General features: G+C 56.5%; 13 protein-coding genes. 11 read left to right on the top strand and 2 right to left on the bottom strand.

The genetic code is table 11. The features are described 5' to 3' along the window. Positions 1 to 78 precede the first annotated feature (78 nt). Both yddG and ompC read left to right on the top strand, forming a co-directional pair. The gene (yddG, locus tag CWR52_RS00620) at positions 79 to 957 is read left to right on the top strand and encodes an aromatic amino acid DMT transporter YddG (RefSeq protein ID WP_104948486.1); all 879 of its coding nucleotides are present in this window, start codon (positions 79 to 81) and stop codon (positions 955 to 957) included. 630 nt (positions 958 to 1,587) lie between these two features. Beyond that, positions 1,588 to 2,661: a porin OmpC gene (ompC, locus tag CWR52_RS00615; RefSeq protein ID WP_021240201.1), complete on the top strand. Its 1,074-nt coding sequence runs from the start codon at positions 1,588 to 1,590 to the stop codon at positions 2,659 to 2,661. 58 nt (positions 2,662 to 2,719) lie between these two features. Here ompC and CWR52_RS00610 read toward each other — a convergent pair whose 3' ends face one another. Next, on the bottom strand, positions 2,720 to 3,652 hold the full coding sequence (locus CWR52_RS00610; RefSeq protein WP_104948485.1) for a LysR substrate-binding domain-containing protein: 933 nt from the start codon (positions 3,650 to 3,652) through the stop codon (positions 2,720 to 2,722). Between the two features lie 170 nt (positions 3,653 to 3,822). On the opposite strand from CWR52_RS00610, the gene CWR52_RS00605 reads away from it, so the two are divergent. The 7 genes from CWR52_RS00605 to CWR52_RS00575 are packed head-to-tail and all read left to right on the top strand — an operon-like array spanning position 3,823 to position 10,273. Beyond that, entirely contained in the window at positions 3,823 to 4,773 is a 951-nt protein-coding gene (locus tag CWR52_RS00605; protein WP_104948484.1) for a branched-chain amino acid ABC transporter permease, read from the top strand. 8 nt (positions 4,774 to 4,781) lie between these two features. Further along, positions 4,782 to 5,888: a branched-chain amino acid ABC transporter permease gene (locus CWR52_RS00600; RefSeq protein ID WP_104948483.1), complete on the top strand. Its 1,107-nt coding sequence runs from the start codon at positions 4,782 to 4,784 to the stop codon at positions 5,886 to 5,888. Further along, positions 5,885 to 6,652 carry an ABC transporter ATP-binding protein gene (locus CWR52_RS00595; protein WP_048029857.1) on the top strand — a complete coding sequence of 256 codons (768 nt, stop codon included), beginning with the start codon at positions 5,885 to 5,887 and terminating at the stop codon, positions 6,650 to 6,652. Before CWR52_RS00600 ends, CWR52_RS00595 begins: the two co-directional genes overlap by 4 nt. Further along, positions 6,645 to 7,364, top strand: coding sequence for an ABC transporter ATP-binding protein (locus CWR52_RS00590; protein ID WP_104948482.1), 720 nt, complete (start codon positions 6,645 to 6,647; stop codon positions 7,362 to 7,364). Before CWR52_RS00595 ends, CWR52_RS00590 begins: the two co-directional genes overlap by 8 nt. A 28-nt stretch (positions 7,365 to 7,392) precedes the next feature. Beyond that, entirely contained in the window at positions 7,393 to 8,550 is a 1,158-nt protein-coding gene (locus CWR52_RS00585; RefSeq protein WP_104948481.1) for a branched-chain amino acid ABC transporter substrate-binding protein, read from the top strand. 17 nt (positions 8,551 to 8,567) lie between these two features. Beyond that, entirely contained in the window at positions 8,568 to 9,050 is a 483-nt protein-coding gene (locus tag CWR52_RS00580) for an L-2-amino-thiazoline-4-carboxylic acid hydrolase (protein WP_104948480.1), read from the top strand. Further along, complete coding sequence (locus CWR52_RS00575; protein WP_104948479.1) at positions 9,047 to 10,273, top strand: Zn-dependent hydrolase; 1,227 nt, start codon at positions 9,047 to 9,049, stop codon at positions 10,271 to 10,273. The genes CWR52_RS00580 and CWR52_RS00575 overlap by 4 nt, the downstream gene beginning before the upstream one ends. A 75-nt stretch (positions 10,274 to 10,348) precedes the next feature. Here CWR52_RS00575 and CWR52_RS00570 read toward each other — a convergent pair whose 3' ends face one another. Then, entirely contained in the window at positions 10,349 to 11,836 is a 1,488-nt protein-coding gene (locus tag CWR52_RS00570) for an MFS transporter (protein WP_104948478.1), read from the bottom strand. A 116-nt stretch (positions 11,837 to 11,952) separates the two neighbouring features. Between CWR52_RS00570 and CWR52_RS00565 the strand changes: the two genes are divergently transcribed. Further along, positions 11,953 to 12,528 carry a TetR family transcriptional regulator gene (locus tag CWR52_RS00565; protein WP_104948477.1) on the top strand — a complete coding sequence of 192 codons (576 nt, stop codon included), beginning with the start codon at positions 11,953 to 11,955 and terminating at the stop codon, positions 12,526 to 12,528. Between the two features lie 210 nt (positions 12,529 to 12,738). After that, positions 12,739 to 14,124 carry a NarK family nitrate/nitrite MFS transporter gene (locus CWR52_RS00560; protein WP_104948476.1) on the top strand — a complete coding sequence of 462 codons (1,386 nt, stop codon included), beginning with the start codon at positions 12,739 to 12,741 and terminating at the stop codon, positions 14,122 to 14,124. Positions 14,125 to 14,131: the final 7 nt, after the last annotated feature.

Here is a 14,131-nt window from a genome sequence, read left to right as displayed (position 1 = left end):
CTTAAGAGAATAATTCACGACAGCGACAGGCGTAATGCGATACATTTTTCCTTTGATTTTTATTGCGATGGCGAAGTAATGGACAGAAAGAGAGCAACGCTTATTGGGCTGGCGGCGATATTGTTATGGAGCACCATGGTCGGCCTTATTCGCAGCGTGAGTGAGGGACTGGGCCCGGTAGGCGGTGCAGCAATGATCTACACCCTCAGCGGATTGCTGTGCCTGGTGACGGTAGGATTTCCTGATATCAGACGGTTCTCACCACGGTATCTTATCGCGGGCAGCGTTTTATTTGTCAGCTACGAAATATGCCTGGCGCTGTCGCTGGGCTATGCCGCCACGCGCGCGCAGGCGATTGAAGTCGGTATGGTGAATTACCTCTGGCCGAGCCTGACGATCGTATTTGCGATTTTGTTCAACGGGCAAAAATCGACCCTGTGGGTGATCCCAGGCCTGGTCATTTCGCTGCTGGGCGTCTGCTGGGTATTGGGCGGAGAAGAAGGATTACACCTTGAAGAAATAACCCGCAATGTCGTTTCCAGCCCTCTCAGCTATGCGCTGGCATTTGCCGGGGCCTTTATCTGGGCCGCCTATTGCACCGTCACCAGCAAATTCGCGAAAGGACAAAACGGCATCACCCTGTTTGTCTTGCTGACCGCGCTAAGTCTGTGGGTGAAATATGCCCTGAGCGAGCAGCCCGACATGGTGTTTACCCTCCCGGTGGTGGTGAAGCTCGTTATGTGCGGCATTGCGCTTGGGTTTGGTTACGCCGCATGGAATATTGGTATCCTGCACGGTAACGTCACGGTGCTGGCTGCCGTGTCCTATTTTACCCCCGTCCTCTCTGCTGCGCTTGCTGCCGCAGTGTTAAGCTCCCCCCTTTCATTCTCGTTCTGGCAAGGCGCGCTGATGGTCTGCGCCGGGTCGTTGCTCTGCTGGTACGCAACGCGAAAATAAGGTTTTCTGACGTGGCCGGGGAATTTCAACCCGGCAACATAATTAACATAAATTTAAAATGTGATCGCACTTCAGAATATTTATCCTGATAACAGGCAGTCTGTTTAAATTCGGTTTATATTTGCTGTTATCTGTAAAGCACCCTGAAAGGAATTGACATAAACTGACAACAGCATGAAATTAGTCAACCATCAATATTAACGCCATGGATAGCCATGACTGCAATAATTCAGATCTGACACATTTGTTGAAATATGCGGAATAGCCGTCGAATATTCAGGCCAACTCACTGCTTTTAAAGAAAAATAGCAATATAAACCGCCTCAAAGCCTCGAATATACCGAAATCTAACGCACGATACTAAAACCTTCAGAAATTATAGTGACAGCAATAATCCAACACATTAAATACATATTAATCGTATAAATTCCGGTCATGTTGTTTAAACAACACCCTTCCCACGCGATCGAGATCACACTAATTGAAATTATTTCTAATATTTTGAAACTTATTATTGAAATAAGACTACGAGATTTTTAAGAATAGCATGCCATTGACGAACAGCCTCGTTTAGAAATCGTTCAAAGTGGTTCAGGAAATACCCAAAAAAAATTATAAGGAACATTTAAGATGAAACTTAAATTAGTTGCAGTGGCAGTCACTTCCATGCTGGCAGCAGGCGTTGTTAACGCTGCCGAAATTTACAACAAAGACGGTAACAAGCTGGATCTGTACGGTAAAGTGACAGGTCTGCACTATTTCTCTGATGATACAAACAACGACGGCGACAAAACCTACGTTCGTCTGGGCTTCAAAGGCGAAACGCAGATCAACGACCAGATGACCGGTTACGGCCAGTGGGAATATGAGTTCAAGGGCAACCGCTCCGAAGCTCAGGGTTCTGACGGTAACAAAACCCGTCTGGCGTTTGCAGGTCTGAAATTCAACGAATTCGGTTCATTCGACTATGGTCGTAACTACGGTGTTGCTTACGACGTCGGCGCATGGACTGACGTTCTGCCAGAGTTCGGCGGCGATACCTGGACCCAGACCGATGGCTTTATGACTGGCCGTACCACTGGCGTTGCAACCTACCGTAACACCGACTTCTTTGGCCTGGTTGATGGTCTGAACTTTGCAGCACAGTACCAGGGTAAAAACGACCGTACCGATATCACCGAATCCAACGGTGACGGCTGGGGTCTGTCTTCCAGCTATGAGTTTGATGGATTTGCTGCAAGTGCAGCCTACGCGAAATCTGACCGTACTGACCGTCAGGTTCGTGCTGCAAGCAACCTGAATGCAGGCGGTGAGAATGCAGAAGTATGGGCTGCAGGTCTGAAGTACGATGCGAACAACATCTACCTGGCAACCACTTACTCTGAAACCCGCAACATGACGGCATTCGGTAACGGTCACGTGGCGAACAAAGCACAGAACTTCGAAGTTGTGGCTCAGTACCAGTTCGACTTCGGTCTGCGTCCATCCATCGCTTACCTGAAATCCAAAGGTAAAGACATCGGTTCTTACGGCGACCAGGATCTGGTTGAATACGTTGACGTTGGCGCGAGCTACTACTTCAACAAAAACATGTCTACCTACGTTGATTACAAAATCAACCTTGTTGATGACAGCAAGTTCACCAAAGATGCTAAAGTGGCTACCGACAACATCGTTGCTGTAGGTCTGACCTACCAGTTCTAAGATGTGTTAGGACAAAAGGCCGGCGATTAATCGCTGGCCTTTTTTCTATTCAGGGCGCTTATTCATGGCCCGCCGCCCGACGCAGCCAGGTTTGCAGCAGCTTGCCCTCCTCGGTCATCTCTGAATCTGAACGCACGCAGAGGTAATAATCGCGCCCGTCATCAATCGGTAAGTCAAATATCTTCACCAGCTCACCGCTCTCAAGATACGGCGCAATTAGCGGCTCACGCATTAGCGCACAGCCCAGACCAGCCTGTACGCCCGCCAGCGTCAACAGTCCGTCTTCAAACAGCGGGCCGCTGCGCCGGAGAGGACGTTTTACCCCCTGCAACAAAAACCACTGCGTCCAGCTCGTACGCTCTTCATCATGCAGGAGCGGCATTTGCAGCAACTGCTCAGGCGTATCGATATGGCCATGAATGCGTAAAAACGCACGGCTGCACACCGGCACCATCTGACCGGAAATCAGCTTTTCACTCTGATAGCCCGCCCACTGCCCGTTGCCAAAACGAATCGACATATCCGACGCGTCGCTCAGATAGTTACGGTGGTTGGCATACACCACGTTGATCTCGGTTTGCGGATTGGCGCGCATGAACGCAGGCAAGCGCGGGATAAACCACCCCATACCAAAAAGTGGAATCAAACTGATGGTGACCTGACGCGTTTGCGCCTGCTCCGCCAGGTGCTCCGTCGCCTGGCGCAGCACGTTAAACGCCGCACGGATCGAGCGGTAATATTCCCGCCCGTGCTGGCTCAGCACCAGCCTGCGCCCCTGACGTTCCGTGAGCGGCATTTGCAGGTATCCTTCGAGCACCTTGAGCTGATGGCTGACGGCCGACGGAGAGATGTCCAGCTCCTGTGCGGCCAGCGTGACGCTGCCCAGCCGGGCGATGGCCTCAAAGGCACGTACGGCCCGAAGCGGCGGATCGTTTGCCAGGCGGCTTTCTGCATACGCCACCAGATTCGCCAATTGTTCTGTTTTATTCATATGTTGATTTCTTTAGGCTTTTCACCCAAAAGCAGGCATCAACTATTTTCATATAAATCATAAAGATAAAACAATATTTATTTATCATAAGAAATAATAGATGCGTATTTTACAATTTAATTCATTTATTGGATGGTAGCCGCAGAACGAGCACTTTGCGGGTACAGACGTTGGATACACTCATACAACAACTGATCAACGGTGTGATGCTGGGAAGCATCTACGCGCTGATCGCGCTGGGCTATACCATGGTGTATGGCATTTTGCGCATTATTAACTTTGCTCACGGCGATATTCTGATGGTCGGCGCGCTCACCACGCTCTCCGCCATGAACGCCCTGAACACCACCTTCCCGCATATGCCGCTGCTGTTGCAGCTTGGCATGGCCCTGATGATTGCCATGGCCGTTTGCGCCCTGCTGGCGATGGCCGTGGAACGCTTTGCCTACCGTCGACTGCGCAACGCCCCGCGGCTCGCGCCGCTGATCTCGGGCATCGGCGTCTCCGTCCTGCTGCAAACCGTGGCGATGATTCTCTGGACGCGCAACCCGCTGATGTTCCCGCAGATCCTGCCCATGGATCCGATTGCCGTGACGTCTGGAAGTGAAACGCACCCGCCCGCCATCGTGACCGTTACCGGCATTGTCACCGTGGCGCTGGCGCTGGCTGTGATGACCGGGCTGTGGCTGCTGGTGGAATACACCCGTCTGGGGCGCAGCATGCGCGCCGTGGCGGAAAACCCACGCGTGGCCACGCTGATGGGGGTTAACCCAAACGCCATCATCACCCTGACGTTTGCCATTGGCGGGGTGTTTGCCGCGCTGGCAGGCGTGATGATGGCCAGCAATTACGGTAACGCCAGCTTCTCGATGGGCTTTTTGCCCGGGATCAAGGCCTTTACCGCCGCCGTGCTGGGGGGCATTGGTAACATTCGTGGCGCCATGATTGGCGGCATCCTGCTCGGCATTATCGAAGCGCTGGGCGCTGGTTACCTCGGTGAACTGACCCATGGCGTATTTGGCAGCAACTATCAGGATGTCTTTGCCTTTATGGTGTTGATCCTGGTGCTGGTCTTCCGTCCGGCTGGCCTGCTGGGCGAGCGCGTGGCGCACAGGGCGTAAGGAATACCATGACAACACTTCAACTCCAGACCCCGGTGACGACACGCAAATTCTGGTCAGGCATGAGCCTGTTCTGCCTTGCGCTGCTGATTGCTCCCGTGGTGGCCACGCAGCTTGGCGGCAACTACTGGGTGCGCGTCATCGACTTCGCCCTGCTCTACATCATGCTGGCGCTCGGGCTTAATATTGTGGTCGGCTATACCGGCCTGCTGGACATGGGCTTTATCGCCTTTTACGCGGTCGGCGCCTACCTCGCGGCACTGATGGCCTCCCCACACCTGCTGGAGGTGTTTCCGATCCTCGGCGTCTGGTTCCCGGACGGGCTGCACACCTCGTATCTGCTCATTATTCCGCTGGCCGCCCTCGTCGCGGCAGTCTGCGGGATTTTACTCGGTGCTCCTACGCTCAAGCTGCGCGGGGACTACCTGGCGATAGTGACCCTCGGCTTTGGCGAAATTATCCGCATCCTGATGCGTAACCTCGACCGTCCGGTAAACATTACCAATGGCGCAAAGGGCATTACCGGGGTGGATACGCTGAACCTGTTCGGCCTGAAGTTTAGCGGCGTATACCACTGGTTTGGTTGCAAAGTGCCTGCCCTGTGGCTGTGGTACTACCTGCTGATGCTGGTCATTGTGGCGATTATTTTTGTCTGCCTGCGCCTGCAGCATTCCCGCATTGGTCGCGCCTGGCACGCCATCCGCGAGGATGAAGATGTGGCGCGCGCGATGGGCATCAACGTGCGTAACTATAAGCTGCTCGCCTTTGCGATGGGCGCCTCCTTTGGCGGCGTGGCGGGTGCGCTTTTCGGCGCGTTTCAGGGCTTTGTCTCCCCGGAATCCTTCACGTTACAGGAATCGATTGCCGTACTGGCGATGGTGGTGCTGGGCGGCATGGGGCACATTCCGGGCGTGATCCTGGGCGCGGTACTGCTGACCGCCCTGCCGGAACTGCTGCGCAGCCAGGCAGCGCCAGTTCAGCAGGCGCTGTTCGGTACGGTGCTGATTGACCCGGAAGTGCTGCGCCAGCTGTTTTACGGTCTGGCACTGGTGCTGGTCATGCTGGTACGCCCGTCCGGGATCTGGCCGGTACGCCACAAGGAGACGAAGGCATGAGCCTGTTAACCGTACGCAACATGACAAAACGCTTCGGCGGGCTGACTGCTGTAGATGACGTTTCGATTACCGTGAACAGAGGGGAAATCTACGGGCTGATCGGCCCCAACGGCGCGGGAAAAACCACCTGCTTTAACCTCATCACCGGCCTTTATCCGGCGGACAGCGGCGAGTTTTCGATAGCGGATAAGCCCTATTTCCCAAAACACATAGAGAAAGTGACCGCCGCCGGGATTGCGCGCACCTTCCAGAACGTGCGCCTCTTCAACGACATGTCGGTACTGGAAAACGTGATGGTGGGCCGCCACGTGCGCACCCGTAACGGCCTGTGGGCCGCGCTGAGCCGCCACAAACGCGCCCGTGAGGAAGAGAAACAGACCCGCGAACTGGCCTGGCACTGGCTGGACTATACCGGCATTGCGCAGTTCGCCCACTATCGCGCCTGCGATCTGGCCTATGGCCATCAGCGTCGCCTGGAAATCGCCCGCGCGCTGGCAACAGATCCGCTGCTGCTGGCGCTGGACGAACCCGCCGCCGGGATGAACGCGGCGGAAAAAGTGGCGCTCGGCGAGTTGCTCATCCGCATCCGCGATGACGGCAAAACCCTGCTGATGATTGAACATGACGTCAAGCTGGTGATGGGCATCTGCGACCGTCTGACGGTCCTTGATTACGGCAAAACGCTTGCCAGCGGCACGCCGGAAAACGTACGGCGCGACCCGGCAGTGATCGCCGCCTGGCTTGGAGGCAACGCCCATGTCTGAATTACTGAAGGTAGAACGTCTGGACGTGCATTACGGCGGCATTCAGGCCGTACGCGACGTCTCCTTTACCCTGCGCGAGGGCGAACAGGCTACGCTGATCGGCGCGAACGGCGCGGGGAAAAGCTCCACCGTACGCGCCATTACCGGGCTGGAAAGCTTTAGCGGCAGTATTGAATTCAGCGGTAAAGCGGTGCGTAAACAGCGCCCGGAGACACTGCTTCGCGATGGACTGGTGATGGTCCCGGAGGGGCGCGGGATCTTCTCGCGCATGACAGTACTGGAAAACCTGCAGATGGGCGCCTGGCTAAGGCGTGACACTGTCACCGTTAAGCGCGAGATGAACGAGATATTCGAGCGCTTCCCGCGTCTGGGCGAACGCCAGCATCAGCTTGCCGGTCTGCTGTCCGGCGGTGAGCAACAGCTGCTGGCCCTTAACCGCGCCCTGCTCAGCCGCCCGCGTCTGCTGATCCTCGACGAGCCCTCGATGGGCCTTGCCCCGAAAATGGTCGAGAACATTTTTGCCGTGATCGCCGGGCTGCGTGAGCGCGGTGTCGCCCTGCTGCTTATTGAACAAAACGCCCGGCTCGCGCTGGAAGTGACCGACAGCGCGTGGGTGATGGACAGCGGCAGCATTGTTCATCATGGCGAATCGAAAGCGCTGCTCAATGACGACCAGATTGCACAGATTTATTTGGGCGAAATGCCCGTTTAACCACACCAGCCAACATCAGGGAAATACAATGAAAACAGTAAAAATCAGTGCGCTCAGCGCCGCTATTCTCCTCGGCAGCTTTGCCTCGACGGCCACGTGGGCCGCTGACAGCGAAACCGTGGTCATCGGTCTGGCGGGGCCGCTGACCGGCCCATCTGCCCGTATCGGGAAAGATCTGGAGAACGGCGCGCAACTGGCCATTGACGATATTAACAAACAGCACCCGACTATCGGCGGCAAAGCGGTCACCTTCAAACTGCAGTCCGAAGACGATCAGTCTGACCCGCGCACCGCCGTGGCCGTCGCGCAGCGTCTGGTGGACAGCGATGTGGCTGGCGTGGTCGGCCACTGGAACACCGGCACCAGCATTCCTGCGGCCCGCATTTATCACGATGCAGGCATCGCCCAGGTGGCACCGGTCGCGACCGGTCACGCCTATACGCAACAAGGTTTTGATACCAGCTTCCGCGTGATGGGACACGACGATGACGGCGGCCAGCTCGCCGGTCAGTATGCGGTTAACACCCTGAAAGCCAAACGCATTGCGGTAATCGACGACCGCACCGCCTTTGGTCAGGGGCTTGCAGACCAGTTTATTAAATCGCTGGAAGCCCAGGGCGTGAAAATTGTCGATCGTCAATACGTGGATGACAAAACGGTCGATTTCAGCGCCGTACTGACCGCTATCCGCAGTAAAAACGCCGATCTGATCTTCTTCGGCGGCGTCGACAGCCAGGCCGCACCGCTGGCTCGCCGCATCAAACAGCTGGGCATGAATGCCACGCTGATGGGCGCAGGCGGATTCGTCAGCCAGACATTCCTCAAGCTGGCGCAGAAAGAAGGCGAAGGCGTGGTCGCCCTCGAACCAGGCCTGCCGGTTGACCAGATGCCGGGCGGCAAAGCGTTTGAACAGGCCTATCACGATCGCTACCACACCCATATCGAACTGCACGCCCCGTTCGCCTATGACGCCACCCGCGTGCTGGTGGCGGCGATGGAAAAAGCAGATTCCGTTGAGCCTTCCGCGTATCTACCTGCCCTGCGCGCCATCAGCTATTCCGGCGTCACCGGGCAGATCGCGTTTGATAAAGAGGGCAACCTGAAATCGCCGTCGTTCACGGTCTACAAAGTTGTCGACGGCAAATGGCAGCCGCAGGCCGTGCTGGGCGGCGCAAAAGCGAAGTAACGCAGCGAGGCAATGTGATGAGTGATAATAATGAGCTGGGCATTCTCGCCCGCCGCAAAATTGAAGCAGAAATTATTAAGCCAATTTATGAAATCCTGGTGCGCGAGATAGGAAAAACCCGCGCCCAGGCGGTCATTGGCGAGGCCATTGAGCAGGCGGCGATTGACGCTGGCAAAGGGTTTGCCAGCAAAGAACCCAACGGCGCGAACATCAAGAGCTTTATCGCCCTGCAGTATCTGTGGGAGAAAGATAACGCCCTGGACGTGAAGGTGATCGACGCTGACGACCAGCAGTACAACTACAACGTGACCCGCTGTCGCTACGCGGAGATGTACCACGAGATGGGGCTGGGCGAGATCGGTCATCTGCTCTCCTGCGCGCGCGATGAAAAATTCATCGTTGGCTATGCGCCGGACGTAGAGCTAACCCGCACGACCACCATCATGCAGGGCGGTTCGTGCTGTGATTTCCGCTACCGCAGCAGTAAGGACAAGCCATGATCCGCGTCAACGCCGAACGGCTGTGGTCAACGCTTGAGATGATGGCGCAGATCGGCGGCACGCCCGCCGGTGGCGTGACCCGTCTGGCACTGAGCGAGGAAGATCGTCTTGCGCGTAACCTGCTGCGCGACTGGGCGCTGGACGCTGGTTTTACCTGTGACGTCGACAGCATGGGCAACATGTTTATCCGCCGCGCGGGGAAAAACCCGCAGCTTGCCCCGGTCATGACCGGTTCGCACGTGGATACCCAGCCGCTGGGCGGGAACTATGACGGGGTTTACGGCGTGCTGGCCGGGCTGGAGCTGCTGCGTACCCTCAATGACCATCACGTTGAGACGGAGCGTGACATCGTGCTGGTTAACTGGACCAACGAAGAAGGCGCGCGCTTCGCGCCAGCCATGCTCGCTTCAGGGGTCTGGGCGGGGCAGTTTAGCGAAGCGTACGCCCATGCCCGCGCGGATAGCAACGGTATCACCGTGGGTGAAGCGCTGGAGAGCATTGGCTACCGGGGTGAAGCCCCTGCCCGCGCGTTTCCTGTTCACGCCTGCTACGAACTGCACATCGAACAGGGACCGATTCTGGAAGACGAAGCCATCGATATCGGGCTCGTCCGCGCGGCAATGGGCCAGCGCTGGTTTACCCTGACGCTGGACGGATTTGCCGCCCATGCGGGCACCACGCCGATGCACAGCCGCCGCGACGCGCTGACCGCCTTCGCCGAGCTGGCGCTGAAGGTGGAAGAGATTGGCTATCGGCATGCGCCGGACGGACGGGCGACGATCGGTATGGCGCAGGTTACGCCAAACTCGCGCAACGTCGTGCCGTCTCGCGTGGTATGCAGCGTGGAGTTTCGCCATCCTGAACAGGATGTGCTGGAAGCGATGGAGGTGGCGCTGCATCAGGCCACGGAGAGCCTGGCCGCACGCGGCGTGACGGCTAACGTCGAGCGCATTTTTGATTACGCGCCGATTGCGTTTAACGCGGAGTGTCTTGCCCGCACGGAACACGCCGTGGCGGCACTGGGCTACTCGTCTATACCGATGGTTTCCGGGGCCGGGCATGACACCTGCTATGTGAGCAAAATCGCCCCGGCCAGCATGATCTTTATCCCCTGCGTGAAAGGCATCAGCCATAACGAAGCGGAAAGGATCCTAGCCGAGTGGTCAGAGAAAGGGGCAAACGTGCTGTTGCACAGCGTGTTGGCTGCAGCGCTGGAAAAATAAGCCGGGTGGCGGCTTCGCCTTGCCCGGCCTACATTTGACCGTAGGCCCGGTAAGCGCAGCGCCACCGGGCATGTTTTAAGATTTCGGCACCTTCGCCAGGCTAAACCAAATGCCTATCGCCAGCATCAGCAGCATCGCGCCCGCGCTGCCAAGCGCCACGCTGTGGGAGGTTATAAACGCCGTTTTCGCCGCCTCAATCACCGACTCCGCCAGTGACGGCGCCAGATCCTGCGCCACCTTCACTGCTTCGCCAATAGAGGACGAGGCTTCATCTGCAAGCGACGGGTTCAGCCCCTGCGGCAGCTCAATCGACGCCGAGAAGCTGCGGGTTAACAGCAGGCCGAAAATCGCGATCCCCAGCCCCGCGCCCAGCTCGTAGGACATGGTTTCAATCGCCCCTGCAGCAGCCGCTTTCTCTTTCGGCGCGGCGGCCATAATCGCAGAGGTCGAGGCCAGCAGCGCGCTGGCCGCGCTAAAGCCGAGCAGAACCATCAGGGCAGACGCCAGCAGTTGCTGAGTGCTGAAATCAAGCATCGACAGGCCGATAAAACTGACCGCGCTCAGCCCCATCCCCCCTGCCGCCACAAGACGCAGACCGAGACGTCCCACCAGTACACCCGCTATCGGGCCGCTAAACCCGCTCGCTACCATAAGCGGCAGCATAAACATGCCCGCCTCAAACGGCGTGAAGCCATGAACAAACTGCAGCTCCTGCGCCATCAGCAGTTCAAAGCCCACCAGCGCGATCATCGCCGTCATCGCCATCACCACGCCGCTTAAAATGATGCGGTGGCAGAACAGGCGCATGTCGATCATCGGCACGCGGGCGCGCAGCTGAATGCGCACGAAAATAAACAGCATTACCGCGCCAGCCAGCAGCGTACAGGCCACCAACCACGGCGTCAGCACGCCTTTCAACGCGGTTTTGGCGCTGTAGACCAGCAGTAAAATCGCCACGATCAGCATGATCGCATGGCTAATGTTCAACGGCTGCTCAGGCCGCCCCTGCTGCCGGGGAACAAAACGCGCCGCAAGCGTGACAACAATAAGCACGATTGGCACGTTGATCAAAAACACTGAACCCCAGTAGAAGTGTTCCAATAACATACCGCCAATCAGCGGGCCAAATGCCGCACCGCCGGAACCCACCGCCGCCCAGACGCCGAGCGCAATATTACGATCCCGCGCGTCGATAAACAGCGTACGGATCCCAGCAAGCGTAGCCGGAATAATCATCGCCGCACCGATGGCCAGCGACGCACGCGCCGCAATAAGCCAACCAGCCGACGGGGCAAACGCTGCCGCCAGCGACGACAGGCCAAACAGCGTGCTGCCAATCATGAGCAATCGTTTAAAACCAATGCGGTCACCCAGCGCCCCCATCGGCAGTACCATTCCCGCCATCACCAGCGAGTAAATGTCGATGATCCACAGCAATTCATTGCCGCTGGCGCCCAGCGTCATGCTCAATGTCGGCGCCGCCACGTGCAGCACCGTCGCGTCGATCGCCACCGGGATATACACCAGCACGATAATCACTAACGCTAACCACTGACGAAACATAAATTTCCTTTTCTTTTAAAACCTGAACACATGTCCAGGATGCGATCCTACGTAAAGTTGAACGCATGTCCAGCTTTTTGTTACACTCGTTTCATTGCCATTGAGAGTGAGTAAACATGCGATATCTGAGCAAGGATGAACGGCGGGAAGCCATCTTACAGGCTGCCATGCGCGTGGCGCTGGCTGAAGGACTGGCGGCAATGACGGTACGCCGCATTGCCACTGAAGCGAGCGTCGCCACCGGGCAGGTGCATCACCACTTTGCGTCGGCGGGCGAGCTTAAATCGCTGGCGTTTGTCAGGCTGATCCGCGATTTGCTGGATGCTGAAATCGTTGGCGAAAACGCTGGCTGGCGCGAGCGCTTGCATGCCATGCTCGGCAGCGATGACGGCGGGTTTGAGCCCTACATTCGTCTGTGGCGGGAGGCGCAAATTCTCGCCAGCCGGGATAGCGATATCAAAGGCGCCTACGTTTTGACCATGGAGATGTGGCACCAGGAAACGGTCGCGATTATCCGGGCCGGGGCGGAGGCCAACGCCTTTACGCTTGTTGACCAGCCAGAAAATATCGCCTGGCGTTTAATTGGTCTGGTATGTGGCCTGGATGGCATATACGTATTAAATATGCCTGAAATGGACGACGCGGCATTTAATAAGCATCTGGATAAACTTATTTCCCTCGAATTGTTTTAATACTCCCATCGGGGTATTAATTTCCGCAAGTAGTTACAATTAGTAACACATAAAGCGAACCCTGATTCCCATTCCAAACTCAGGGTTTCGCTTTTTTATCTATCCTTTCAGATGTATCCCATAACATCCAATAATTTCTACAAACTAACGACAAATATCTTTCTGTTTTTACTTCTTTTTTCTCTCCACTTGGGTAAGCAAGAGGGTGATATGTCACATCAAAGCGAGAAGAGTAATCAGCATCTGTTGAGTAACTGGAAACCGGAAAATGCGCAATTTTGGGAGAATAAAGGGAAACATATCGCACGAAGAAACCTGTGGATTTCCGTGGCGTGTTTGCTTCTCGCGTTTTGTGTCTGGATGTTGTTTAGCGCTATTGCGGTAAATCTCAATAAGGTCGGATTTAATTTCAGCACCGATCAGCTTTTTATGCTAACGGCATTACCTTCTCTCTCCGGCGCGATATTGCGTGTCCCCTATTCGTTTATGGTGCCAATATTTGGCGGGCGATACTGGACGGTATTGAGTACCGTCATCCTGATTATTCCCTGCGTCTGGCTCGGGATTGCCATTCAGGACACCACCACGCCTTACTGGGTCTTTATTGCGATTGCCCTGCTCTGCGGCTTTGCAGGTGCCAACTTTGCCTCCAGCATGGGCAACATCAGCTTCTTCTTCCCCAAGGCAAAACAGGGCAGCGCGCTCGGCATTAATGGCGGGCTCGGCAACCTGGGCGTCAGCGTGATGCAGCTGGTCGCGCCGCTGGTGATCTTCCTGCCGATGTTTACCTTTTTGGGCGTGCAGGGCGTACCGCAGGATGACGGTTCTACCCTGTGGCTGGCAAATGCGGCCTGGATATGGGCTCCGCTTCTGTTACTGGCCACTCTGGCGGCCTTCTTTGGGATGAACGATATTGCCAGCTCTAAGGCCTCTGTTGCCAGCCAGCTCCCGGTACTCAAGCGCTTCCACCTCTGGCTGCTGAGCCTGCTCTATCTGGCGACCTTCGGCTCGTTTATCGGCTTCTCGGCGGGCTTTGCCATGCTGTCAAAAACTCAGTTTCCGGACGTCAACATCCTGCACCTCGCCTTCTTTGGCCCACTTATCGGTGCGCTGGCGCGTTCAGCGGGCGGGATGATCTCTGACAAACTGGGCGGCGTGCGGGTCACGCTGATTAACTTCGTCTTTATGGCCGTCTTTAGCGCCCTGATCTTCCTGACGCTGCCCGGCTCTGGCTCCGGCAGCTTTGTCGCGTTCTATCTGGTCTTTATGGGACTGTTCCTCACCGCCGGGCTGGGCAGCGGATCAACCTTCCAGATGATCGCGATTATTTTCCGCCAAATCACTCTCGACCGCGTCAAAAAGCAGGGCGGCACGGACGAGCAGGCGCAGCACGAAGCGGTGACGGAGACCGCCGCCGCGCTGGGCTTTATCTCCGCTATCGGCGCCGTTGGCGGATTCTTCATTCCCAAAGCCTTTGGCACCTCGCTGGCGATGACCGGATCGCCGGTCGGCGCCATGAAGGTATTCCTCGTGTTTTACATCGTCTGCGTGCTCGTCACCTGGCTGGTGTACGGCCGCAAATCCTCACAAAAATAATAAGTAC

Source organism: Enterobacter sp. SGAir0187 (assembly GCF_002952735.2).
In the GTDB taxonomy this organism is placed as follows: Bacteria; Pseudomonadota; Gammaproteobacteria; order Enterobacterales; family Enterobacteriaceae; genus Enterobacter; species Enterobacter quasiroggenkampii.
Note: the sequence above shows the minus strand (reverse complement) of the source record. Positions and strands in the feature narration are given on the sequence as shown.